This is a genomic window from Pseudobdellovibrionaceae bacterium, assembly GCA_020635075.1.
GTDB lineage: Bacteria > Bdellovibrionota > Bdellovibrionia > Bdellovibrionales > UBA1609 > JADZEO01.
Genome location: JACKAM010000002.1, coordinates 637,554 through 660,581, shown reverse-complemented (window position 1 = coordinate 660,581; position 23,028 = coordinate 637,554). Strand labels below are relative to the sequence as shown.

General features: G+C 43.7%; 23 protein-coding genes, 1 other RNA gene and 1 pseudogene. 7 read left to right on the top strand and 18 right to left on the bottom strand.

All coding sequences use genetic code 11. The annotated features are described in order from the left end of the window. Positions 1-23 precede the first annotated feature (23 nt). On the top strand, positions 24-1,325 hold the full coding sequence (locus tag H6624_12865) for a DUF4236 domain-containing protein (protein MCB9085235.1): 1,302 nt from the start codon (positions 24-26) through the stop codon (positions 1,323-1,325). A gap of 155 nt (positions 1,326-1,480) precedes the next feature. Here H6624_12865 and H6624_12860 read toward each other — a convergent pair whose 3' ends face one another. The 6 genes from H6624_12860 to H6624_12835 form a co-directional block, all read right to left on the bottom strand. After that, on the bottom strand, positions 1,481-2,104 hold the full coding sequence (locus H6624_12860) for a cation transporter (GenBank protein ID MCB9085234.1): 624 nt from the start codon (positions 2,102-2,104) through the stop codon (positions 1,481-1,483). Positions 2,105-2,145: 41 nt separating this feature from the next. Next, positions 2,146-5,289, bottom strand: coding sequence for an efflux RND transporter permease subunit (locus tag H6624_12855; protein MCB9085233.1), 3,144 nt, complete (start codon positions 5,287-5,289; stop codon positions 2,146-2,148). Positions 5,290-5,300: 11 nt separating this feature from the next. Then, a complete protein-coding gene (locus H6624_12850) occupies positions 5,301-5,954 on the bottom strand; it encodes a hypothetical protein (GenBank protein ID MCB9085232.1) in 654 nt (217 codons plus the stop codon). Positions 5,955-5,957: 3 nt separating this feature from the next. Continuing rightward, on the bottom strand, positions 5,958-6,098 hold the full coding sequence (locus H6624_12845) for a hypothetical protein (protein MCB9085231.1): 141 nt from the start codon (positions 6,096-6,098) through the stop codon (positions 5,958-5,960). 350 nt (positions 6,099-6,448) lie between these two features. Beyond that, positions 6,449-7,189, bottom strand: coding sequence for a hypothetical protein (locus H6624_12840; protein ID MCB9085230.1), 741 nt, complete (start codon positions 7,187-7,189; stop codon positions 6,449-6,451). Positions 7,190-7,421: 232 nt separating this feature from the next. Then, positions 7,422-7,835, bottom strand: coding sequence for a hypothetical protein (locus H6624_12835; protein ID MCB9085229.1), 414 nt, complete (start codon positions 7,833-7,835; stop codon positions 7,422-7,424). A gap of 658 nt (positions 7,836-8,493) precedes the next feature. On the opposite strand from H6624_12835, the gene H6624_12830 reads away from it, so the two are divergent. Then, on the top strand, positions 8,494-8,721 hold the full coding sequence (locus H6624_12830) for a hypothetical protein (protein MCB9085228.1): 228 nt from the start codon (positions 8,494-8,496) through the stop codon (positions 8,719-8,721). A 14-nt stretch (positions 8,722-8,735) separates the two neighbouring features. Here the strand turns inward: H6624_12830 and H6624_12825 are convergent, their stop codons facing one another. The 4 genes from H6624_12825 to H6624_12810 form a co-directional block, all read right to left on the bottom strand. After that, entirely contained in the window at positions 8,736-9,404 is a 669-nt protein-coding gene (locus H6624_12825; protein ID MCB9085227.1) for a transposase, read from the bottom strand. Positions 9,405-9,449: 45 nt separating this feature from the next. Beyond that, positions 9,450-9,812, bottom strand: a complete 363-nt coding sequence (locus H6624_12820) for a hypothetical protein (protein MCB9085226.1) — start codon at positions 9,810-9,812, stop codon at positions 9,450-9,452. A gap of 216 nt (positions 9,813-10,028) precedes the next feature. Continuing rightward, a complete protein-coding gene (locus H6624_12815) occupies positions 10,029-11,273 on the bottom strand; it encodes a beta-lactamase family protein (protein MCB9085225.1) in 1,245 nt (414 codons plus the stop codon). After that, complete coding sequence (locus H6624_12810; GenBank protein MCB9085224.1) at positions 11,273-11,638, bottom strand: hypothetical protein; 366 nt, start codon at positions 11,636-11,638, stop codon at positions 11,273-11,275. Before H6624_12810 ends, H6624_12815 begins: the two co-directional genes overlap by 1 nt. A 195-nt stretch (positions 11,639-11,833) precedes the next feature. Between H6624_12810 and ssrA the strand changes: the two genes are divergently transcribed. Continuing rightward, positions 11,834-12,185: a transfer-messenger RNA gene (gene ssrA, locus H6624_12805) on the top strand. Positions 12,186-12,219: 34 nt separating this feature from the next. Beyond that, entirely contained in the window at positions 12,220-13,038 is an 819-nt protein-coding gene (locus H6624_12800) for a cation transporter (protein MCB9085223.1), read from the top strand. A 192-nt stretch (positions 13,039-13,230) separates the two neighbouring features. On the opposite strand, the gene H6624_12795 is transcribed toward H6624_12800, so the two are convergent. Then, positions 13,231-14,424, bottom strand: a complete 1,194-nt coding sequence (locus H6624_12795; GenBank protein MCB9085222.1) for an ISL3 family transposase — start codon at positions 14,422-14,424, stop codon at positions 13,231-13,233. Positions 14,425-14,732: 308 nt separating this feature from the next. Here H6624_12795 and H6624_12790 point away from each other — a divergent pair, with 308 nt between their 5' ends. Then, a complete protein-coding gene (locus H6624_12790; GenBank protein ID MCB9085221.1) occupies positions 14,733-16,343 on the top strand; it encodes an N-6 DNA methylase in 1,611 nt (536 codons plus the stop codon). Here the strand turns inward: H6624_12790 and H6624_12785 are convergent. The 5 genes and pseudogenes from H6624_12785 to H6624_12765 form a co-directional block, all read right to left on the bottom strand. After that, the gene (locus H6624_12785; protein MCB9085220.1) at positions 16,340-16,969 is read right to left on the bottom strand and encodes a hypothetical protein; all 630 of its coding nucleotides are present in this window, start codon (positions 16,967-16,969) and stop codon (positions 16,340-16,342) included. The genes H6624_12790 and H6624_12785 overlap by 4 nt on opposite strands. A 223-nt stretch (positions 16,970-17,192) precedes the next feature. Further along, entirely contained in the window at positions 17,193-18,020 is an 828-nt protein-coding gene (locus H6624_12780; protein MCB9085219.1) for an IS3 family transposase, read from the bottom strand. Next, positions 18,014-18,277, bottom strand: a complete 264-nt coding sequence (locus H6624_12775; protein MCB9085218.1) for a transposase — start codon at positions 18,275-18,277, stop codon at positions 18,014-18,016. Before H6624_12775 ends, H6624_12780 begins: the two co-directional genes overlap by 7 nt. Before the next feature lie 149 nt (positions 18,278-18,426). Next, positions 18,427-19,344, bottom strand: a complete 918-nt coding sequence (locus H6624_12770) for a restriction endonuclease (protein MCB9085217.1) — start codon at positions 19,342-19,344, stop codon at positions 18,427-18,429. A 241-nt stretch (positions 19,345-19,585) separates the two neighbouring features. After that, positions 19,586-19,861: pseudogene (locus H6624_12765) on the bottom strand (transposase). Positions 19,862-19,954: 93 nt separating this feature from the next. On the opposite strand from H6624_12765, the gene H6624_12760 reads away from it, so the two are divergent. Next, positions 19,955-21,229, top strand: coding sequence for an IS110 family transposase (locus H6624_12760; GenBank protein MCB9085216.1), 1,275 nt, complete (start codon positions 19,955-19,957; stop codon positions 21,227-21,229). A gap of 196 nt (positions 21,230-21,425) precedes the next feature. On the opposite strand, the gene H6624_12755 is transcribed toward H6624_12760, so the two are convergent. Both H6624_12755 and H6624_12750 read right to left on the bottom strand, forming a co-directional pair. Further along, a complete protein-coding gene (locus tag H6624_12755; protein MCB9085215.1) occupies positions 21,426-21,974 on the bottom strand; it encodes an IS3 family transposase in 549 nt (182 codons plus the stop codon). 29 nt (positions 21,975-22,003) lie between these two features. Further along, positions 22,004-22,288 (bottom strand): transposase, encoded by a 285-nt coding sequence (locus H6624_12750; GenBank protein ID MCB9085214.1) that lies wholly within the window; start codon positions 22,286-22,288, stop codon positions 22,004-22,006. 133 nt (positions 22,289-22,421) lie between these two features. Between H6624_12750 and H6624_12745 the strand changes: the two genes are divergently transcribed. Beyond that, a complete protein-coding gene (locus H6624_12745; GenBank protein ID MCB9085213.1) occupies positions 22,422-22,955 on the top strand; it encodes a hypothetical protein in 534 nt (177 codons plus the stop codon). Positions 22,956-23,028: the final 73 nt, after the last annotated feature.

Sequence of the window (23,028 nt, the reverse complement as noted above, 5' to 3'; positions counted from 1 at the left end):
ATAGAAGCTTGGAGGTATAGAAAGTGAGTTTTCGGTTTCGTAGGTCAGTAAAAATTGCACCAGGATTGAGACTAAATGTAGGAAAAACAGGAATGAGTGTATCCGCAGGTGTTCGTGGCGCGAGGGTCACAATTGGGAAACGAGGAGTCACAAAAACACTCGGAATACCGGGCACCGGAATTTCCTATTCCACCCGAACTTCAAGCTCTAGCAGAGGAATGCGTGCGGAAGAACGACGAATAGAAAAAGAGCTTCGTATTGCCTCGGCGGAAGCTGAGTTAGATCAAGAGCAGCGTGCCTATGAGCAATTTACCAAAATACATGCATTTGCTCCAGAAGCTACAGTCAAAGAGGAGTGGCACAAATTATTATGTGAACGTGACTTTTCTCCTGCTATCTATGGCCTTGAATCCCCATCTTTAAAGAGATTAGTTTCAGATCATAGGAAAAAATTTATCTACGAATTTAAGAAAAGCTATTGGACTAAGGCGTATCTTGCGCTGCTCTTAACATCTACAGTGCTATACTTTATCTATGGTTTGGCTCTATCTAAAGGTTCAATTCCAACCATTGTGAGCGCAGTCCTTTTAGTAGCCTTCACAATAAGAGGAATTCAAAATTTTACGAAGGGATGGAAGCAGGCTCGCAGTAAAGCAGATACTGATTTTCAAAACTTCAATGATGAGATAGGACAATTGGAGAGTCAACATCCCGAAAAGGAAAAAATCAGGATACACGACGCAAAGGCTTTAATCGATGGTCAACCTGATTATGTAGAAAAAGAACTCGAATCTGTTTTCGCAGATATAGAGGCTAGTTTGGCGGATTTAGACCACCCTTTTGAAACTTCAATCTCATTTGAAGCGGATAAAAATGGATGTGTAATGGTCGATCTAGATTTGCCGGAAATTGAAGATGTCATAATCACTAATAGCAAGAAGGTACTCAAATCTGGAAAGATTTCGGAAAAAAATAAAACCAAGAAGCTGATGAATGAGGAATATGCTCACGGTGTATTGGGGCTTGGATTTTACATTTCTCAGTATATTTTTAACTCAAGTCCTTCTATAAACGAGGTTGTTGTCTCCGCCTATACTCAACGAATTAGCAAAAAATCTGGGAACATTGAAGATGAGTATATCTATAGTGTACAATTCGATAAAAGACGATTTGAAAAATTGAACCTGAAAAATATTGATCCAACTGAGTCTGTAAAGCAGTTCCCAATAGAGATGAATCTAAACAGGTCATTTGAATTTAAACCTATAGAACCCTTCTCTAAAAAGGTTCATTCTGATCTCTTGTATAAAGCAAATGAAAATTAAGAGAGCGTAGTACCAATTTTTCTCAATTTTTAAACAAGTCCCAAATACTTTTTCAAGTGTTTCAAAATTGGGATTCATGATGTTTCAGAAATGAAAATTTTAGATTTAGAGCCAAATAAACGTATAAACAATATGACTTTATGCAAAAAATGATTTCACGCATTAGCCTCTTTAAGAATGGATTTTGACTCTTTCAGTATGAAAAACGCTGACCTTAAAAACAAAAAGGCAATGGCTCCTCCCACTATTAAATCGGGCCACTTTGTGCCAGTAATCGCTACTAAACCGGCCGCCACAAGCACTGATGTATTGGCAATAATGTCATTACGAGAACACAACCATACAGACGTAAAATTGATGTCATCAGATTTGTGGCGATTCAGTAAGGCCAAGCAAACAAGGTTGAGCCCTAAAGCTATTACCCCAATGACTACCATTGCTGTTGGATTGGGATTGGCTTCAAAGAAGACTTTATATGTCGCATTGACTCCAAATGCGATACCTAAAACAATCATCAAAACTGCTTTGAATTGGGATGCCCTTGCCTTTGCAGAGATTCCTTTTGAAACCACATAGAGGCTGCTGCCATAAGCTAAAGCATCGCCAAACATATCTAAGGAATCACCAGTTAAAGCTAGTGACTGATAATAAATTCCAGATGCAAACTCCACAAAGAACATTGTCAAATTAATTCCGAGTACGATCCAAAGAACATTTGCTTGCCTCTTTGCAAGTAACTTTAAATCGTCCCCCTTCTTTTGACAGCAAGAATCAGCCATTTATACCTCCCAAGTACACTGAGTGACCACTCTTCATGACATTAGTGACTCATACCAGAATCGACAACTTTCATTTTACTTTCCAATAGTCGATAGACAATAGGTAGAACAATGAGTGTCAAGATTGTCGCTGAGATAATTCCCCCAACAACCACCGAAGCTAAAGGCCTTTGGACTTCGGCTCCACTTCCTGTAGACAGCATCATAGGTAGAAACCCAAATGCAGCCGCTGATGCTGTCATCAAAACTGGTCTCAACCTCATCTTGGTTCCTTGTCGAATCAACTCATCTCCCGTCAAACCATCAAGTTTGAGTTTATTAAAGTAGCTCACCAAGACAACGCCATTGAGTACAGCGATACCAGAAAGTGCAATAAAGCCAATGGCAGCGGAAATACTAAAGTTCAAACCGTTTAGCATTAAACCAATAACCCCACCGACTAGGGCCATAGGAATGCAGCCAAAAATGATAAAGGTCTGAGTTAAACTCTTAAATGCCATAAAGATCATTACGAAAACCAAAAGTAAGGCTAAAGGTACAACAATCATCAGCCGATTTCTTGCCTTCTCCAAGTTTTTAAAACTCCCACCCCATTCAATGTAAGTACCTGACGGGAGCTTAAGTTCTTTATCGACTGCCGCCTTAGCCTCTTCAACAAAACTTGCTGTATCCCTGCCTCTAACATTGACAAGAACGGCGGCTCGTTTTTTGGAGGACTCCCTTCGGATATCGCTAAAGGTTTCTTCAATTTTGACTTCAGCTAAATCCTTAATGGGGATCGTAAAGTTTTCGCCAACGCCAACGGGAACTTCTTTAATTGAAGCCAAGCTTGAGCGGTCATTCTCATTCAGACGTACAACGATTGGAAATCTCATTACTCCTTCGTACAAGCTACCGGCCTCTGTACCTCCAATTGCAGTTTCCACCGTAGAAAGAACATTTTCCTTGGCCAATCCCAAGCGTTGAAGCTCTGAATTAATGGGGTTTATTCTTAATACAGGGGACTTGCCTTTAGTTTCTTCCTCGGCCTCACCAACACCTTGAATACGACCCACAATTTGTGCGGCTTGAGCAGCTACTTCGGTTATTTGATCCATGTCTTCACCAAAAACTTTTAAGGCCACGTCTGCACGTACTCCTTCTAAAAGCTCGTTGAATCTCAACTGAATTGGCTGAGAAAATATAAGAGTCTGCCCAGGAATGAGTGACTCTAATTTTTCTTTGATATCAGCGATAAGTCCATTTTTTGTTCTCTTGCGACCATCTTGTAATGGCCATTTGGTTTTCTCCTTTAGTAAAATATAAGTATCAGAGAGATTTGGCCCCATAGGATCGGTTGCCACCTCTGCGGTTCCGATTCTAGAAAGAACCCGGCTCACTTCTGGAAACTCTAAAATTACTTTTTCAGAAAGTTTTTGCATTTCAACAGATTGATCTATGCTGATGTTTGTTGGTCTGACAAACTGAACAGCAATGGACCCTTCATCTAATTGGGGCAAAAAATCTGACCCTAAAAAAGAAAATAAAATTATGCCAGCAGCGATAGCTCCAACACCAACCCCAACAATAGCGAGTTTCATCTTTAGAGCAGCATGAATGATTGGGTTATAAACCTTCTCTATCTGAGTCATGATCCAAGGTTGCTTGCTAGAAGCATTTCCTGATAAAAAATTTGCCGCAAGTGCTGGTATTGTAGTGAAAGAAAAAATGAAAGCCGACCCTAGGGCAAAGCAAAATGCGGCTGCCATAGGCACAAACATTTTTGCCTCAACACCTGTTAGAGCAAAGATTGGAAGAAATACTACGATAATAATCATTTGCCCGAAACCTGCGGCAGAGCGAATCTCTATGGTCGCTTCAAGAACCGCCTTCTTGATTTCCTCACGAGATAAGGGTCGACCATGTTCTTTGGCCTTCTTTGAAACAAATCGAACACAGTTATCCATAACGATAACAGCCCCATCAATAATAATTCCAAAATCTAATGCTCCAAGGCTCATTAAGTTACCGGACACATTGAAATAGCGCATAAGTATGAACGTAGTTAGAAGCGAAAGAGGAATAGTAATCGCCGTAATAATAGCAACACGGAAATTACCGATGATAATAAGAAGTATCAAGGCAACTAAGAAGGCACCGAAAAGTAGGTTTTTTTCTACGGTTCCTAAAGTGCTGTTGACTAACTCTGACCTGTTGTAGATTGTTTCAAGCTTCACCCAGTCAGGAATACTTTTTTTGATTTCCTTGATTTTATCTTCAATATCAAGAGCAACAGTTCGACTATTTTCTCCTAAAAGCATTAGAGCAGTGCCTATGATGCTCTCTTGTCCATTAACAAGTGCAGCACCTGTTCTTAACTCTCGATCAAGAGCAACCGCTGCAATGTCACCGACAGTAACGGTTCTAAAATTCGGCAACTTCTTAATAACGATGTCTTCGATATCTTTTGGAGAACGAACTAATCCTGTAGCTTGAATTAAAAGCTGTTCAGCCGTTTGTTGGATGTAACCACCACCCGTATTGCGGTTATTTCTTTCAATGGCTTCGACGACTTCATGTAAGTGGATACCATACTTTGACAAATCCTTTAGGCGGGGTTTTACGAAATACTGTTTTTCATAACCACCAATGGCATTGACTTCGGCAACTCCTTTAACAGTAAGTAGCCGTGGCTTTATCAACCATTCGTTAATGGCTCTTAGCTCCATAAGCTGTTCGAGTCGCTCTTGCCCTTGGGCTTCTTTTTTTGCCTCTAATGCGTAAAAGTAAATTTCTCCTAAGCCAGTCGTGATTGGTCCGAGTTTGGGTTGCACCCCTCCTGGCAGATCATCTTTTATAGACTGAAGTTTTTCGGATACAAGCTGTCTGGCTCTATAAATATCCGTTCCTTCTTCAAAGATAATTGTCACTTGAGAGAGTCCAAAACGTGTGATCGAACGAATTTCATCCACATCGGGAATTCCTCCCATTTCACTCTCAACTGGGTAGGTAATGAACTTTTCAATTTCTTCAGGAATTAAGCCCTCTACAGCAGTATTCACCTGAACTTGTACATTTGTAATGTCTGGAACGGCATCAATGGGTAGAGTCTGAAACGACATCCATCCCGCAAAAATTGCCACTAGAGTGAGTGTGAAGGTGAGACCTTTATTATAAATCGCAGTTTTAATTAGTTTATTTAACATTGTTCAACTCCTTAGTGGGCATGGCCTTTGCCACCTTGACCAGATGCCTGAAGGTGAGCCACTCTTAAAAGTGAAACTCCTGAATTTACAATTTGTTCACCCTTGTTCAGTTCAGTTGATTCAATAACAAAATAGTTTTCTTTAGGTTGAGCTTTTTCCAATTTAATAAGAACAAACCAGCCATCTTTTTTAACAAAAACACCTAAATGGTTCTGATACCGAACAAGAGATTCGTTTGAAATTTTGTATTTGCTACCACCAGCTAGTTCAAGTGGTGAGGTTTTAATTCCAAGCAGTTTTTCTGATTCAATTGAGAGCTTAAATTTCTCCCCCTCATTAAATACGGCAGTAATGGCTTTTCCCTCGCCAAAGGATTCTTCACCATGCCCGTGTCCATGGGAGTCCTCAGATCCATGATCGTCGTGATCGTTATGTCCTTCATGGCTGTCGCGATTTTCCTTATCCCCATGATGCCCATGCTTTTCATCTTCCTCTTCTTCATGCTCGTGTTCGTCATGATTTTCATTCTTATGGTCGTGATCTCTGTCATGGCCTGATTCGTGTCTCTCGGATTTATGGTCATGATCGTGTCCATCTTCAGCTATAGAGTAGCAAGAAAATGTACCCATTGTTAGAATTGCAACTATTGTAATAAAATTTTTCACAGTTTAAATCTCCTCTTTTAGTAATGTGCCCTTGAGAGCGTATAGTCTCCAAAGCGCATCAATGGCCTTGAGTTCGTGCTCGTGCAAGCCTTCATAAAACTCAAACACCTCTCGGTGCATCTCAATAACAAGAGCTGAGTTCACAACTCCTCTATTTAAAAGAGTATGGAGATTTTTATGACGTTTTTGAATATTTGCTCGTTTAACTGACTTTTGGACTATCTTTGAAGACGAAAGATATGAACTTAAAAGAAAGTTTTTGTATTGTTCCAGTCGATTTGAGATTAATTTTCTTTGTAACTCAGCTTTTTGAAGCTCACTGGACGCCTTTGCCCTACCTCCACCATTTAGGCTAAGAATAGGGAGAGGTAAACTTAGCGCTACCCCAAATGTGGTCTCGTTTACGTCTCCTGTGGTTTGCTCAATCTTCGGTCCAATTGAAAGGTCAGGCCAGGATTCAGATTTTGCTAATCCATATTTTGCTGACGCTAAATCTACTTCTTTTTGAGATTCAAATGGGTTGAGTTTTTAATCTCATCAACATTTATATTAGGCCAATCGGATCGTAAGTCTGGCAGCAGTTTTTCGTTTAATGCAAATCCACTTCCAAGTATTGACTGAAACTCACTCAAAATTTGGTTTTTTTTCTTGAGAGATAATGCCTCTTTCTTTAATTCTGTTTCCTGCTCTGCGATTTCAAATACAGAGACCGAAACGGATTGCTCTGGGTTAAGCCTGCCTAACTTCTTATATTGCCGTTGTATGCCTCTAAAGGTTTCAAGATTTTCAGTGGCAAGTTCAAGTTCAGTATTAATTTGTCTAAGTCTGAAAATTTTAACAGCGAATTCTCTAGAAGCTTCTTCCAATTCCGCTAAATGTCTCGTTTCAGAAATTCCTTTTTCAGCCATAGCGACCTGTTCTCTTGAGCCACGTTTTCCTCCCAACTCAAAAGTGTGCTTCAACGTTACTTCGCTTGTTAGCCCACCTGCTTTATTGTCAATGGATTCAATCTCTAGTTCGGGGTTCAACATCTGAGCTGCCTCAGATATGGCGTTGTCACGAACTTTAACGTCAACTTCTTGGAGTCTTACTTCAGGTTTACTTTTTACTAAGCACCAAAATAGTTTGTTTTTATCCCCTGGCTTTTGACAGGAGGAGCTAATAGCTCCCTCCTGTGCAAAAGAAAGGTGTGACAAAAGCAGGGTAATTAGCCCTATGAATAGCTTAAGTCTCATATTTCTCTCCTTATGGACGCTCTCTCACATGATTCGAGTGATCGTGAGAAGATTTAGTTGTAGAGCTTTCGCATTTCTTGTCACTATTTTTAGCGCAATTTGGATCACGCCTTGATTGCGAGGTTGAGCATGCACTCAAAATAAATGCTAAAACGCAAATTGATAATATAGACTTCATAAAGTCCTCCCTAAATTTTAAATATTTAATTGTGCAAATTATTTTTATGCGGATTTACGCATTAAATTTAGGAGGTCTTTTAATTCCGAAGACTGGTCCACTGGGGGCAAATTGACGGTATTCACTAAACTGTTCATTGGAAGCCGGTGGAATAGTTGACATTCGGTCACCAACTAAAAACCCACAATGTCCGAGATGGCATGTGTGTTCTGGACAACTTTCTGGACAATCATTGTGATGATGGGATTCTTGTTTTTGTTGAATATCTAAAGCTTGGCTTCCCTCTGTACTAACTGTTTGGCTCTGGGTTGACGCTACTTGGATTTCATTGTGCGTTTCTATATCACTAGGCTTACTATCGACCCAAGGGTCTACCAGAATTGAAAATGTGAAATAAACCAATAAAAAGATTCTCATTGGCAAGTAACTTATCAAAGTTAATGAGAATATCAAAACCTTTTGAAGCATTTCTTAAACACTGTTGATTGGCAATCCGTGTGATGGGGCTTGATGCTCCGCACCTAATATGTGCCTAAGATCTAAGTATTTTGTTCTGAAATTCCAAAGTCCCGAAAATGAACCATCTCTTGTTCCACCAGAATGTTCATTATTGAAACTATCTAGTCATTTTAAAAGTTCCATTTTTTGAATGCACTTAAAATTCAATCGCAATTCTATGCTGTTACAGACGGACACCAACTTGGCACAACTTGCCCACTTTCTTGCAACTTAAATAAGTGAAAGGCGCTGAATGGATTGGCGCTCAAGAAAGGGGTAGCAAATGTATTTCAATAAATGTCCCCGCTGCGGGGATCAAAGTTATGAACTACTTGAAACGCACGCACATTGCATAAACTGCAATTTTTCACCTGAGCAAGACATCGGATATCTGGCTTGGCGAGACATTGAGTTTAGAGGATCAAAGAAGGCTCGTCAGAACCAAATAGAAAATGAACGAATCATGCGTGGGGATGCTCTGGGCGACTACTCCTATGGAGTCGTTTCCAGAGGTGTCTTGTGATTCTCGATTGCTACGACTTTTACCTCTGGTCAATTGGCGAACTTACTTTACCAAACTCACTTACGCCAGATTTTATATATCAACCACAAAGGGAAGGAAATGAACATGAGTACAAAATTTTTCGACGTTATTGTCGCTAAAGAATATGAAACAAGAGTCAACGGACAAGTAGAAAAGAAAACCGCCTGGAACAGAGTGGGCCGTGCATGGCCATCTCGTTCTGGTGAATCTCTGAGCTTTGAACTCTACCTACTGCCAAACCAACGCTACGTCATTCAACTGCAAGATCGTAAACAGGAACAGGCTCAAAACTCTGAAACGGCCCCATTTTAATAGTTAGGTGACCGTCACTTTTTGGTACTGCGTGGGGTCGGGAGGTGGGCGAATAGGTTGGGGTGTTTTTTGGTGAGGTGGTCGGTTTTGGGTTTGAAGATGGATCTTTTGCAGGCTTGGGAAATCACTCGATCCACTTCTGCTGGAGGAGGGACATTAAACCAGGAGATTCTCTCTTTGGTGCTTGTCGGTAGGTGCTCTTCATGGCCAAGAGATAGTGGTGTTATGAGGCGGCAGATTTTGTTTCCCTTCTTTGAAATAGAGGACCATGGGTAGTCCTCCACTTTGGTGCATACGCCAGCCTTGACGGGGTTACGAAGGACATATTTCAAGCAGTGAGCATAGTAGACCGAGTTGTCGATGAGAGATTTGTGATTTCTTCCGCCATAGATGTGGTTGATTCTCTGGGATCTGTTGGCAATGCCCTTTGAGGTTTTAGTCATAAAGTATTTCAGGAAGTTTCCAATGTTGCTTTCTGGGGTAGATACGATCATGTGGAAGTGGTTGTTCATGAGCACAAAAGCGTGAAGATGGATGTGATACCTATCAATACTTTCTGACAGGATGTTACCGTAAATCCCGAAGGCATAGCTCATCGGGATTTCTAGCCACTCTCGATTATTGAATCGGGCAGAAACATGATAGGGGTGGTCACAGGTGTAGATGACGCTCTTTCTAGACACGTCAGATATGCCCAGCAACCGATGTGCCGATCCCCACCCGCCATGTCAGCTGTAGAGAGCGTCCGAACAGGCAAATCTGTGCGATTTTCGGACGCTCAGCAATACCAAAAGGTGACGGTCACTCAACATTCGTCGACCATTGCGGCAGTAGGTGTGAGCCCGGCAAGTCCAAAGTGAAGCCGTTTGCATCTTCTCTCCACCGGCAGGCGTGCGGAAGATATCTTCCACTGTGTCTTGATTAATCAGTTGTTCCAGATCCAGCTGACCCAGGCCGGTCAGTTTTTCATCAAGCTTACCCGCTGTGGCCACATCTTCAGCGACCACCGACTGAGGATTAATGGCTGCAAACGAAGCCGTGGCAAAAACCAAAATCAATGCGGCTGACAAAACGCGCATAAATTGAGACATAGAAAACCCCTTTGTTTGTTGAAATTTCGACTGGGCCTAAGCCCTTTGGGTCGAGACAGACCCTGCAGGCAATAGCCCCCATAACCGTACACTTTTCAGTACAGTTAACGCACAAGGGGCGGCTTGATCCACCGCCCCAGTCAGAAATGTAGAATGGTCAAACTTTCAAAGGGGAAAAAATCCATGGCCCAGAAAAATTGCAAGCCTGGGCCCTAGCTACTCGCTGGCGATTCTGTCGATGAGACGGAACGAGAGATCTTTGGTGTGTGAAGAGAAGCTCCCCCTATTGGATAAAAGGACAAGTCCAGCTCCTAGCTCGGGAGACCAAACAATGAATGACGCATAACCAGGTTGGCTTCCGCCTTTGTAGTAGAGAACATAGGGGCGATCTTTGGAGATATCAAAGCCTGCGGCCATGGCGTGGGTGTTGTTGATTGAGGCGATCTCCCGGGTAGCCAAGTCTGCTGAAGACCCTGATTCCGCAAACACCAGGGATTGAAGTAACAAAACCATGTCGTAAGCGGTGGTGACGACTTCGCCTGCGCCTGACAAAACCCCCATCTGGGCCGGATCGACATCCTGACCACCTTGTCCAATTCCCGAGATAAGGCGTTGTTGATTTGGATCGATCGTTAGGATGTGTCTACTAAGTACGGTGTCGTTCATGCCGAAAGGATCTGTTAACCAGAGAGTGAGTAACTCAGAGTAATCGGCGGCACCTAGGTGGTCTTCAAGCGCCACTCCCAGAAGGCCAAGCCCCAGATTGGAATATTGGTACTTCTCTCCAGGCAGCCCTATTCTTGGGCAAAGGGATTCCAGGCATGCCCCTAGGTCTTCCATTGAATAGCCAAAGGCAGGACTCAAGGGGACACCGCTATCTAAATTCTTGGGCATGGCTTCGAAGCCACCATAATGGCTGAGCAGATGATCAATGGTGAGTCGTGAATCAAGTAGACCGGCTAACTCAGGGCGAATCACCGACGAGACTAGTGTCTCTCCAGAGAGGAGTCCCTGTTTTATAGCCGTAGTTGCAATCAATCCCGTGAGCATTTTGGAAACCGAGCTGATGGGGTAGAGACTTCTCATATTCGGGCGCACACCTTGGGGAGAGGCGCCCAGCGAGTAAACATGGGAGAAGTCCCTGGTCACAACTCCAAGCACAAGACTTGGCGTTGAATCTTGTCTTTGGAGTGAGGGGTCAACCTTCTCCATTGCGATCTCAATCAACTCGGATTCGAGACCAGGCGGGGCCTGGTCCGGGTCGACCTCAAGGATCTCAAGGGGGTCTTGCGAGGAGCCCCCGAGATGAAGGTCATCACCGGTCTGCGTCTCGACCACTCTAGGCGAAAAGCTTGGTGTGCAGGCCAGGTTGAGTGGCAAAGTTAAGGCGACAAAACAGAAGAGCAAATCCGCGCCACAGTTCGTGCGCGGTCTGCGAGATTTTCGGATATCGATTTTCATCACCGACTCGACATGGCTGTTTTGCACTCAGAGGTCAGGCTGTCCTCTTTGGTTTTAAGACAAGAAAGGATGCGGCCTTTGCCGGGAGGAATGCCCTTGCAGTGAGTTTGAATGTCACCCTTACAGGCTGCATGCCAGTCCTTCATTTTTTGTTTTCCCTCAGCCATAGCTGCAGAACAACCCGAGGACAAGTTAGCCTCTTGGGCCTTCAAACACGACAGGATTCTCCCGCCACCAGGCTTAATGCCCTTATCGGTACAAAAGGTTTTGATATCCTCTTTACAGGCTTCACGGAACTTTTCCGCCGAGGCCAGTGGGGACAAAAGACAAATGGCCGCAGCCAGAACCAAATAACGAGTGAACATACAGACTCCCTTTTTTAAGTGACAGATTGGGTGCAAACATTAGAAGAAACCCAGCCCACAGGGTAAAGTTGCGCTCCTACGCCCGCCAATATAATTGATGAATACCCCCTTATTCCGCGACCTTAGAACTGCCCTCTCGACAAAAGCCAGGCCTTTGTGTTACAAATAAGAGTCTTTAAGTATCAAAACCTATATGGGGGCGACATGGCTTCGACGTGGGTAGTGAAGCTTAGGGAGCATGCCGGGGCGCTCGTGGACCTCGTTAAAAACGAGCAACCTATAGTTGCTAACGACAACTATGCATTTGCAGCTTAATTAAGCTGCACGTCGACCAGGTAGTTGGTAACGCTATTTGGAAGGTGTAACTGTAGTTACCTCGGTGATTGGTTGTTTTCTCCAGGGCCACTCACTTAAACAATCTGGGGGAGGGACCGTAGATATTTTGTCGGTAGAAGCTCTGTGGTTCCTCTAAAAATATCGACTAAGCATGTAGCGCCTTAATGTGAATCGCTTGCGGACGTGGGTTCGATTCCCACCGCCTCCACCACAATAACCCTGGTTCGATTCCCAGGATAGGCAGGATGAAAAAAACCGTAATTAGAATTGCCAAAATGGACTGCCCTTCAGAGATCAAGATGATCGAGGGCATGATGGAAAGAACCAGTCCACAATCCCGAATGGAGTTTGATCTTCAGGAAAGGGCTGTGACCTTCTATCATGATTGTGATGAGGCAATGATAATTAATGGATTGGAGAGCATTTCTTTGCCAGGTGAGGTTTTGTCCTCATCTGCAATAGAGATTGCTGATGTTCCAGATGCAAAGTCTAGTGTTGAAGCCAAAACTCTCAAATATCTCCTTGGAATCAATCTTACGATGTTTTTCGTAGAGGTTTTTGTTGGTTTATATGCTGAATCCACTGGGCTGGTCGCAGATGGATTAGATATGTTAGCAGACTCTCTAGTTTACGGTGTGAGCCTCTATGCTGTGGGAAGAAGCCTGAAAGTAAAGAATCAGGCGGCATACTTAAGCGGAGTTTTGCAAATTTCTTTAGGTGTTTTATGCCTTTTAGAAGTTGCCAGAAAGCTCTACTTCGGAAGTGAACCACTATCTAGTTACATGATCTCCATTTCTATCATCGCTTTGATTGCAAATGTTTGGTGCCTAGCACTCATTCATAAGCACAAAGATGGTGAAGTCCACATGAAGGCAAGCTGGATATTTTCAGCTAATGACGTTATTGTGAACTCTGGAGTCATTGTTTCAGGTATTTTGGTCTACTTTTTTCAGAGCAATATTCCTGATCTGGTGATTGGGGCTATAGTCTCTGCAATAGTAGTTCGGGGTGGATTGGTAATCATTAGGATGTCTAATCCGAAGCAAACTGAAGGCTGTGGTTGACTCACATGTAGTAATTTGTAGTTGATTGGAGTTTAGAGGCAGTGAATTCAACAACTTATGATCGAATCACCGCCTCCACCAAATTATGCGCCTCTCGCCGCATTAACTGCGAGAGTATTGTTAATTAAGTAATTTCGGTTCTACGGTTCTACGGTTCTACTCGGTAGATGGTGGAAGTGCGTCTAAAACCCTCTAAATACCTGCATTTAAGAGTCTGAGTCGGTAATTTTCGAAGTTCTTATATCCGAAAGCCCTCTTCTGGTAAAGCTTTGCGAGGTTATTAAAGCCTTCGGTTCTTGCGTTGGTAAGTCGTGTTATAAAGTAGTTCAGGATTTCATTTCTCCACTTCATGAGGGTTTTCCTTAGGGTTTTAATTTCGGGTAGATTTGAGTGGGCCATTTCATCAGTAAGCCTTGTGAGGGCTCTGGATGCCTTGTGGTAGCCTTTGGTGCGGTAGAGCTGATGAAGTGCTTCTTTGTAGAAGTAGACTTCTTTGACGTCAGGGTTTTGATCGAGCCATTTCCAGAGGGCTTTTCTTTCGAAGTACTCGAGTTTAAATCCGTTTCTAAGTAGGAGTTTTCTAACGGGATTGGATCTTTTATCGCCCGTGATGGAGGTTCTTCTTTTATTGATGGCTGGGTTTAGAATTCTGAGCACATGGAACTTGTCGGCGACGATGCGAGCATTTGGGAAGTGTTCTTTGGCGAACTTTTTAAATGGGTCACAGAGGTCGAGGACGACGTTACGGACGTTTTCTCGCCCCTGTATATGGTAGAGATCCCGTTGAAGTCCAGCAGCAGTTTTTCCGTGCACGACTTCTTTGATTCGTCTGTGATTGTAGTCGACGAGGACAGTTGCGAACTCTCTGTACCCCTTGTTTTTATTGCGTTTGAAGGTGTGTTCATCGATGCCAATGGTTTTTGGCCAGGGGTCGTTTTTGATTTTTCTGTGTTCTAGCTCGAGTTGTTCATAGAAGACCTTGTAAACGAGCCAGGCGGAGCATTTGTGGGCTTTTTGGACGCGTTTGAGATCAAGGAGGTTGTTGCAGGACCAAGCCAGGTTTTTTCTAAATCGTCTCGTGGTCCTGTAGCCTTTCTGAACAAGTCCGACGGGTTCAGTGAACACGGCCTTGCAAGCGGGGCACCTAAAGCGTCGTTTTCGAATTCTGAGGAGGATTCCATTTCCTCTGATGGGTGCATCTTTGATTTTGACCCACCTGCGATCGTGGACGGAGAAGGATTTGGTAGCGCATTTAGGGCAGACTTCGAATGAGGATTCTTTATGCACGTCAAAAATGGTCTGGAAACGCCCTAAAAAGCGATGATCAGTGAGTTTTAGTTCAGGTGAGAGCACAAAGTGTGATACACGAGAATGAATAGGAGCCATCGAAGATCCTTTTTGTTTAAAGTTTTTGTTTCGCAACTCAAACCTTAAAACTGAGAGGAATTAGATGGTTCCTTTTTTTATGCCTTTAACGCCGCGTTTCCCACCCTTAACCGGGAAGAGCCCTAATAACTACTTTCAATGGGTTATCAGGGGCGGATTTCTTGAATATCACCGTACATCACTGGATATCATTCTAGGTGGGACATTTTTGGGACACCAGTGGGACATGTCCGGTATGCGGAAATTCAATATGACCGTGACCATTGTCTCTTTTTTTAGTAATGTTCAAGCCAATCTTGGAGGGGTGCTTGTTAGAGGAAAATAACTTATTCACGAATCAAATAACTGGAGAATATTCCTCTTACTACTCTACAAGAGATAAGGATCACCTAAAAAACTATGGGCAATTTTTTACTCCACCAGAGATAGCTGAAGCCTTAGCTTTATGGCTGTCACCCTCCTCTGATTCGATAATTATAGATCCAGGCTCAGGATTAGGTGTTTTCGAATGGGCAATAAATCAACATTTTGAAGGTCAGTATAAAAAATTGATATGCTATGAGGTAGATGGAGAGCTCAGGTTAAGGTCTCAGGACCTACTTGAGAGGCTTGGTGCATTCAATAATATAGAAATACTAGGGCAAGATTTTATAGACGCCTCACTCCCTGAGTTTGATAGAGCTATCAGTAATCCGCCCTACATCATTTACAAAGTATCTCGCTTGTCACAAGAAAAGAGAGATCACTTTTCCAAAGTTGTTGGGGCTAAAATTTCCTCAATGACAAATCTCTATAATTTCTTTTTGATAAAGGTTCTAGACAAGATCAAAGACGGTGGACGAGGAGCATTCATAATTCCGAAAGAGTTTCTCAATACCGACTATGGTACGCCAATCAAAGCCTACATGAAGAAGCTAGGCATTGATATTCGCTTTGTGTTTTTCGATTCGAATCTAAATTTGTTTGACAGTGCCATTACTACTAGCTGTCTTGTCTTATTTGAAAAAACTAAATCTTCTAATTTAAGGTACTATAGGATCAATTGTAATGATGATTGGAGCAAGCTGTTTTCATCTCTGCAGAACCACAAAAAAGGGGATGCAAAGGGACTAGAAAAGATATTTAGCACAATCGAATATGACAAACTTCCGGCCGAGTCCAAGTGGAATTTGATAGGAACTGAAGTTAAATTAAACGATAGTTTTACTCGAAAAATTGGCGACTTTGTTAGATGTAGTAGAGGTCTTGCTACTGGAGCTAATAATTTTTATATTTTCGACAAATCAAAAATCAAAGAGTGGGATCTAAACCCTAAATATTTCCAATTATGCATAACAAAAAGTACGCATATTAGTGGACTTCAGCTAACTGATAAATTAGTTGAGCAAATCGAATCTAACGACAAACCAGTTTATGTACTTGATTTGAAGGAGAAAGATTCTAAGGACCCAAGAGTTGCTGCTTACATTGAGCATGGATTAAGTTTAGGGGTAGACAAAAAATATCTGCCTGCGAGAAGAACTCCCTGGTATAGCATGGAAAACATTAAAATAGCCCCTGCATTGATCGGTACGTTTTTTCGGGATTCTGTGAAAGTGATATCTAACGGAGCGAAAGTAGCAAATCTCACTTGTTTTCATGGTTTATTTCTTAAAGGCAATCACCCTCAGGAATTACTTGATGCGGTTTGTGCATTTTTGATGTCTGATGTTGCGGCTGGGCTTGTAAGGCAAAATATTCGTAAGTTGGGCGATGGGCTAAACAAGTTTGAGCCTAGAGACGTTCAAAGCATACCTTGCCCGAATTTTGAGGATGATGAGATACTGACAAAAAACCTTTCTGAGGTATATCGAAGTCTATTGTGCGGGGAAATAGATAATAAATCATTTAATAATCGAATTAGGGAAATTCTTGTTTAGCTCTTTTTACGCTTCTTTTGAATTGCTACCTCATTTGCCTTCACTAACTCATCATAAAACTCTTGATTTGTGCGTTTAACCGCCAAGTCTAAGTCTTTGTACTTTGCTGATTGTAAGTTCCCATTGTTGCTTGGGTTAACATAGACGTCAGGTATCCAAGCTAACGGCATCACATAACACGATGGTAAAGCAATTTTCATATCATCTAGGAATTCTATTTCAAAAGTTGCAATAAAGATGTGAGCATTTGGATTCTGTTGATAAAACTCGATAAGCCTGATGGCTTTACTCAAATCGTCTTTGCTATTCTTTCTGCCTTTGGTTGCTGACTTTATATTCACAAAGCCTTCGCAATTTTCAGAGGCGAAGTTTGCATGAAAGTCGAATACGCCCACTTCAGAATCAGCAGGAGTAAAAATTGACTCCCCTGTGTTGGAAGTTTCTAGCTTTTGGTTTAAGCACTCTTCTAGAATACGCCACACCGTTCTTCCTTTAGCTGCTTTACGCCACCCATAGGGGAACTGCTCTGGACTGCCGATCTTAATTTCACCAATAGATTTTCTGACTCTATCAAGGTGAGAAAATAGTAGTTCTTGTGTTTTTGAAATTTTAGCCACTTCACTCATAAAAACCGTATCGGATTCCTGGACTAAAATTTAACTGTTCAAAGGGCGGGAGTTGTCTGTTTTTGTTTTGTAAAATGAGTAACGCTTATGCGGCAGCCCTCCGTGAACCCAAAGGAGCGCAATTCTCCAGTTTTCAAGATACCCGGGGGTACCACAGGATAAATCGGGCACATTGGCGGTTGGCCCAAGATTCTGTGAGTCAAAAATCCTGAGTCAGGTGGCGTTAACTTGCTAACATACTTTCCCGTTCTTTTGCAAACTCCACTGGAGATTTCATCCCCAATGCCGAATGCGGATTGATGTTGTTGTACTTCCAGTGCCAGGCATCGATCTTTTGCCTGGCATCCTCTAGGCTAAAAAATGCGTGCTCATTGAGGCACTCGTCTCTTACACGAGAGTTGAATGATTCGATAATCTGATTAGGCTTTCGAACTCTGGTGAATTCAAGAGTGATCCCGTGCCTGTACGCCCAGTCGAGCATTGCGCGAGACGTAAACTCTGTACCCTGATCGATGCGAATGACTTTCGGATAATTACCACATGCTAGATGATCCAGAAAAGCTGTGACGTCCACGCCGCGTATAGAATGGTCTACAAGTATTCCGGGCGACTCCTTGGCAAATTCGTCAACTGTTGTAAGCACCTTGAGTCTTCGACCTGACTCGATGTAATCGAACATAAAATCAATGGCCCAGATCTCGTTGGGTGCCGACGCAGTGGTTGCTGGCAGTCGCCCACGACTGCCAAGTTTTTTCCTTTTTCTTCGACCTATTTGTAGTCCCATTTCTCTATAGATCCTTCGTGTGCGCTTGTGGTTTACCCCAGGCATGTCTCGCTTCATCATTACAAAAAGTCTTGGATGTCCAAACCTTCGATGGTCTTCAACAAGAGATTCAAACTTCTCTCGAATAGGTCCATCATCTTTGGCCTTCTCTTGATAGTTGTATGTCGACACGGACAGGCCCAGAAGACGGCAAATACGGGCCACAGGCTTACTGTACTTGTTCACCAAGTACTTCGCCTCGGCCCGGCTCTCACTGGGCCTTACCACTTTTTTGAGTTCACATCCTTGAGCATGACGATATCTAAGGCCTGGTCGGCCACAATGCGCTTAAGCTTTGCGTTCTCAGCCTCAAGCTCCTTCAAGCGCCTAGCCTCCGATACGTCCATGCCGCCAAACTTCTTCTTCCAGTGGTAGAGGGTCTGCTGGCTGACGCCCAATTCTCGGCTGAGCTCTTTTGCCGACATGCCGGCTTCAAGCCTTTTAACCGCCGCAATTGTCTGTTCTTCTGTGTACCTCTTCTTCATCTTGTGTGCTCCTTTTCCGGTCTCAGACCGGGTTATGGCGCACCATGACTCAAGATGCAAGTCTCACTGTTTTAGGGGCCAACCGCCTGGGTAAAGAAAATTTGAAATTCTAGAGATATCAATAACTTATGAGTGTGCTGACTGAACTTTTAGTTATCGAAATAGTCGTTGTCTATCTCAGGGATTATGATTTTTCTCTTTGCAGATACGCCCACTTTTGCATCGATCATGTGCTCGGCTATTTGGCGGCCATCAAGTAAAACCAGTGTATCGGAGACAGTTTGAGCGTATTCCAGGGCACTCGGTTGATATGAGGATGTAGTAAGGAAGATCCCTTTAGAAGCATGTCTTCCTTTTAAGGCTCCAAAAAACTTTTGAATCTCGGAGCTGCTGATTTTATTGGATGGTTTATATCTTTTAGCCTGAAGGTATATCTTGTCGAGGCCAAGTTTGTCTAAGTGGACAATGCCATCAATCCCAAAGTCGCCAGAACCGCCTGTGTGCTCGATTTTCCCTGTTTGAATGCCATAGCCTAGGGCCTGAATGAGATTCAATACGAGTTCTTCAAACTGCGTGGGGGTAAGCTCAAGTAGCTTCTCTTGAAGTTCATCAATCACAGAGTTTTTAATTTCTTTGAAGCCCATATTAATTTTTTCTTCTGGATCGATTTCATCAATATCTGTTTCAGGTTCAGCTGAGCCATTTTTTTCGTTGTTTTTATTTCCCGCTTTAAACTCCAAATAACCAGGAAATACTTCGAGATCTTTTGGTGAGATCGGGCCGTCATGCTCGTTAAGAAAATTACGTCCAGACTCAGTGATTGTGGCCACGCCTCTTTTTGGTGACTCGATTAGCCCAGATTTCTTAAGGTAGGTTAACGCCCATCCAACACGATTTTGAAGTCTATTACCGCCAGACTCCAACCTTTCAGCGGCTTCCTCATCGCTAAAGCCCATCTTCTCTTTTACAATAGGAACCAGCTTTGCCCTCGGATTAGAAACTTCGTTTATCTCTGCCATGATTTCAAGGACGGGTCTTAAAAATGATCTAAAGCTGGGTATTGCCACTGTTGCTCCTAAAAATGGTTCCTTAACACTAAGCTATCGGCCAAAAGTCAGGCAAATTTTACGAGGCTTATCTCCAATATTTCCGACAACTGCATATGACTTTCCAATTAGCATTTCCGAAAATGAGTTATGGTAACTCCAGATGCACAAGTAAACCTAGACGTTCTTCTAGATATGCTATTAGTCCCTGTGACTAAAGGTGACCGGACCCCACTCTTTGCACCACATACAGTCGAGCGGTTTACATAGCAAGTGTTAATGCCTCAGGAGCTGGTGGTCTGTAACCTAGGCTGCTATGAGGCCTAACAGTGTTGTAATTCCTTCGCCATTTTTCAATCAAAACTTGAGCCTCCTTCAAGGTATAAAACAGCTCGCCGTTTAAAAGCTCGTCGCGCAGCCTGCCGTTAAACGATTCTATGTATCCGTTTTCCCACGGGCTTCCCGGAGTTATAAACAATGGACTGACGCTAAGTTTTTGGAACCAGTCCTGCAACCTCTTGGCAATAAATTCCGGACCGTAGTACCTCAAGATGCAAGTAGTCAGGAAGGGCTCCTCCACGTAAACTTGGTTTGCTTACAACGCAAATTCAACGAAGAGGAGCTTTAAATAATGCAACAACAGTCTAATCAGGATTTAAAGGTTTTGGTAGCAATAGATATAGCCAAGTACAAGCATGACATTCTCATCGAGACCCCCGAGGGGCGACGTCTGCGCTTAACCGTACGCAACTGTCGGGAGGATTTTGATGACCTGGCTGACCGCTTACGAGGGTTTTCTTTGCCATGCACGATTGGTTTCGAACCTACAGCTGACTACCACCGAGCGATTGCTTACTACCTACAAACTTCAGGCTTCGATGTTCGGCTAATATCGTCGCTTGCCGTTGCACGAACGAGAGAAGCGCTCCACAGTACTTGGGACAAAAATGACCCAAAAGATGCTCAAGTGATGATTCATCTTCTGCGTAATCATATCTCAACTGTATTTCATGACCCAGTTCTTCGAGGCAATAATGATCTCCAAGAGCTTTCAAATTCTCACTTTCAGATCTCCTTGCGGAAGACGAGACTTCAACACAGTATTCTTAATCACTACCTGCCCATCTATTTTCCTGAGGCAGAGAAGTTCTTTGGTTCAAGTCGTGCCGGATGGTTCGGCCGTTTGCTTTCAGTATATCCCACACCCGCTGCAGTGACCGCGATTGAAAGATCGACCTTCGTTGATTCGGCTCGAGCATTGCTATCATCAAAACAGGGGAAAGGCGAGATCCTCGCCGACTTCTATGAGTGTGCTCGGTCAAGCATCGGAGTTCCCGTTTCTTTGGAGTCAAATGTTGTCCAGATGTTTCGAATGATGCTCGAAGAACATCTGAGGCTTTGCAAAAAGCGAGATGAGCTCGAGAAGATCGCTCACAAAAAGTTAAAAGACAATCGCGACTACCAGATACTTCGATCAGTTCCCGGCATTGGCCCAATCATCGCGCTTACTATATTAGCGGAAGCTGGAGATCTTCGACGTTTTCATCACGAGAAGCAGTTTTTAAAATTCTGCGGCCTAGATCTTTCTACTCAACAATCTGGTCTTTTTCGAGGACGATCTTCAATTTCCAAACGGGGAAACGCTCGACTCAGGTCAGCGCTTTGGATTGCGGCAACAGTCGCGCTTCGGCTACGCGAGAACACTTTCAGAGACAAATTTAATCGCTATGTCAAAGCAGACCCCACCAATAGCGATCTAAAGCGGCGCGCATACACTGCTGTGACCGCAAAGCTGGCACGAGTTATTTTTAAATTGATAAAGGAACAAACTATTTACAGGCCATTTTACGAGCCTGTGCTCACCGGAAAAACCCGCTCACAACGGGCCGTGGAGGCGGTCTCATAAACCGACCTCGTAGACAATGCTTGGGTCTTCCGGCTGAGATTAAACTTCGTTTTAAGTACAGTGAAGGCGGATAACATCCGACCTTGTGTCACTATGGTAGAAGCATTTTTCATTCAGGTTCGGAAGCCGGGTGAGATATGATTTCTGAATTCTTCGCGGAATGGATGCCGCAAACGGCGGAGCTTTGTCTAAACTTTTAACTTGCCATCTCATTTAGTACGTTATCTGATCGAATGTACTTTGGCACTCCTCGCTGAACAAAAAGATCTGCAAGTGTTTCTAACACATCGAGTGAGTTAAGTTTCCGGTTTACAACAATGGCGAGGCTTTCACGGGAAAACTCGTCGAGGATTGTGAGCATCTTTATGGGCCTTCCGTCATAGGTGTAGTCGTGAACAAAGTCGTAGGACCAGACATGGTTCTTGTACTCGGGCCGTTTCCTAATGCAGGAGCCATCGTTGAACCACAGACGACTTCGTTTTGGCTGTTTTTCCGGGACCTTAAGGCCTTCCTGTCGCCAAATGCGATAAACTCTTTTGTGATTGATCTTGAAGCCTTCGGCGCGAACTAGGGCAGTCACTCGCTTGTATCCATAGCGGCCATATTCACCGGCATAGTGGATGATCCTGGGGGTGACCTCACGGTTCACCCTATCTTCTTTTGGCTGGTAGCGCTTTGTATTGCGATGAAGTCCCAAAACCTTACAGGCCCGACGTTCAGAAGTGGAGAAGCGCTCAACAAGCATTGCCGCTGCCTGCCTCTTCCGCGCCGGGCTCAGAAGTTTCCCTTGTTAACCTCTTCGAGCATTGCCTTGTCGAGAGCGAGATCTGCAACTAGCTTTTTAAGACGCTGATTCTCTTTTTCCAGGTCTTTCAGGCGTTTAGCTTGATCGACTCGCATCCCGCCGTACTCTTTTCGCCAACGGATGTATGTGTCCACAGCAACGCCTAGCTGCTTGCAGATCCGTGCCTGAGAGGCACCCTGACTTTGCAGGACTTCAGCCTCCCGAAGCTTGGTGATGATCTGTTCTGATGTGTATCTTTTGCCTCGTTTTCCCATATACCCTCCTCTAATCGCTCGACTCTAGGTGGTCAAGTTTGAGGGGGTCGGGTCAGTTACCTATGCAGACTTAGTTGGCCGCTTGGAGGTTCACGATCCTTCTGACTTAAGGGTTGGGAATGAGAAGATCACGATGCGATATCTTATTGTTCGACCCTTGAGGCCGGTGTCCGATATAGGGCACTGGCACACTCACCCAACGGTAATGGTGGCCGAGGGTCTATGGAGGATTGGTGGCCCTCCAAAAGAAGAAGGTGAGAAGGCTGGCGATCAAAAAATTTGGCTGCCTGAAGACAATACAAGCATTCCCGATGCGGAGATCCTGGACCGGCGTTCAATTGGTGGGGCAAAGGAGGCTCTAGTTAGCCTGAGACCTAAGGACGTTATGATCTCTAGAAGTGAACCAGCAGGGCAAAAGGTTCGCAAGTTCTTTGGAGCATGTGGGAACTTCTTGCTGACTTGGCAATTCAATTATTACGGCGACCAGATTGGCTGGGAGGATGACTTTCGAGTTGTGCCGACAAGCGCCTTTATGGCTGACGGGGAAGTGTACTTTATTGGCAACGAACAGGGAAAGCTGACCGACAACTATGGTCTTTACAAGCGCAATGAAAAAGGTGAACTAGTCCCGCTCTGCAAAAACCACACAACTTATCGAGGCTGCTAGGTCATAAGACGTTAGGCGCCTGGCTCCAGGCGGAGAAGGGGAGTGGTGCCCCCCGCTTAAACTGGGCATGGCA

Coding starts and splice junctions, on each gene's coding strand:
- H6624_12810 (MCB9085224.1), bottom strand. CDS start 11,638: ATGTTCACTCGTTATTTGGTTCTGGCTGCGGCCATTTGTCTTTTGTCC.
- H6624_12830 (MCB9085228.1), top strand. CDS start 8,494: ATGAGTACAAAATTTTTCGACGTTATTGTCGCTAAAGAATATGAAACA.
- H6624_12760 (MCB9085216.1), top strand. CDS start 19,955: ATGCAACAACAGTCTAATCAGGATTTAAAGGTTTTGGTAGCAATAGAT.
- H6624_12795 (MCB9085222.1), bottom strand. CDS start 14,424: ATGGCTCCTATTCATTCTCGTGTATCACACTTTGTGCTCTCACCTGAA.
- H6624_12835 (MCB9085229.1), bottom strand. CDS start 7,835: ATGCTTCAAAAGGTTTTGATATTCTCATTAACTTTGATAAGTTACTTG.
- H6624_12855 (MCB9085233.1), bottom strand. CDS start 5,289: ATGTTAAATAAACTAATTAAAACTGCGATTTATAATAAAGGTCTCACC.
- H6624_12785 (MCB9085220.1), bottom strand. CDS start 16,969: ATGAGTGAAGTGGCTAAAATTTCAAAAACACAAGAACTACTATTTTCT.
- H6624_12750 (MCB9085214.1), bottom strand. CDS start 22,288: ATGGGAAAACGAGGCAAAAGATACACATCAGAACAGATCATCACCAAG.
- H6624_12755 (MCB9085215.1), bottom strand. CDS start 21,974: ATGCTTGTTGAGCGCTTCTCCACTTCTGAACGTCGGGCCTGTAAGGTT.
- H6624_12840 (MCB9085230.1), bottom strand. CDS start 7,189: ATGAGACTTAAGCTATTCATAGGGCTAATTACCCTGCTTTTGTCACAC.
- H6624_12775 (MCB9085218.1), bottom strand. CDS start 18,277: ATGAAGAAGAGGTACACAGAAGAACAGACAATTGCGGCGGTTAAAAGG.
- H6624_12860 (MCB9085234.1), bottom strand. CDS start 2,104: ATGGCTGATTCTTGCTGTCAAAAGAAGGGGGACGATTTAAAGTTACTT.
- H6624_12815 (MCB9085225.1), bottom strand. CDS start 11,273: ATGAAAATCGATATCCGAAAATCTCGCAGACCGCGCACGAACTGTGGC.
- H6624_12745 (MCB9085213.1), top strand. CDS start 22,422: ATGCGATATCTTATTGTTCGACCCTTGAGGCCGGTGTCCGATATAGGG.
- H6624_12820 (MCB9085226.1), bottom strand. CDS start 9,812: ATGTCTCAATTTATGCGCGTTTTGTCAGCCGCATTGATTTTGGTTTTT.
- H6624_12800 (MCB9085223.1), top strand. CDS start 12,220: ATGAAAAAAACCGTAATTAGAATTGCCAAAATGGACTGCCCTTCAGAG.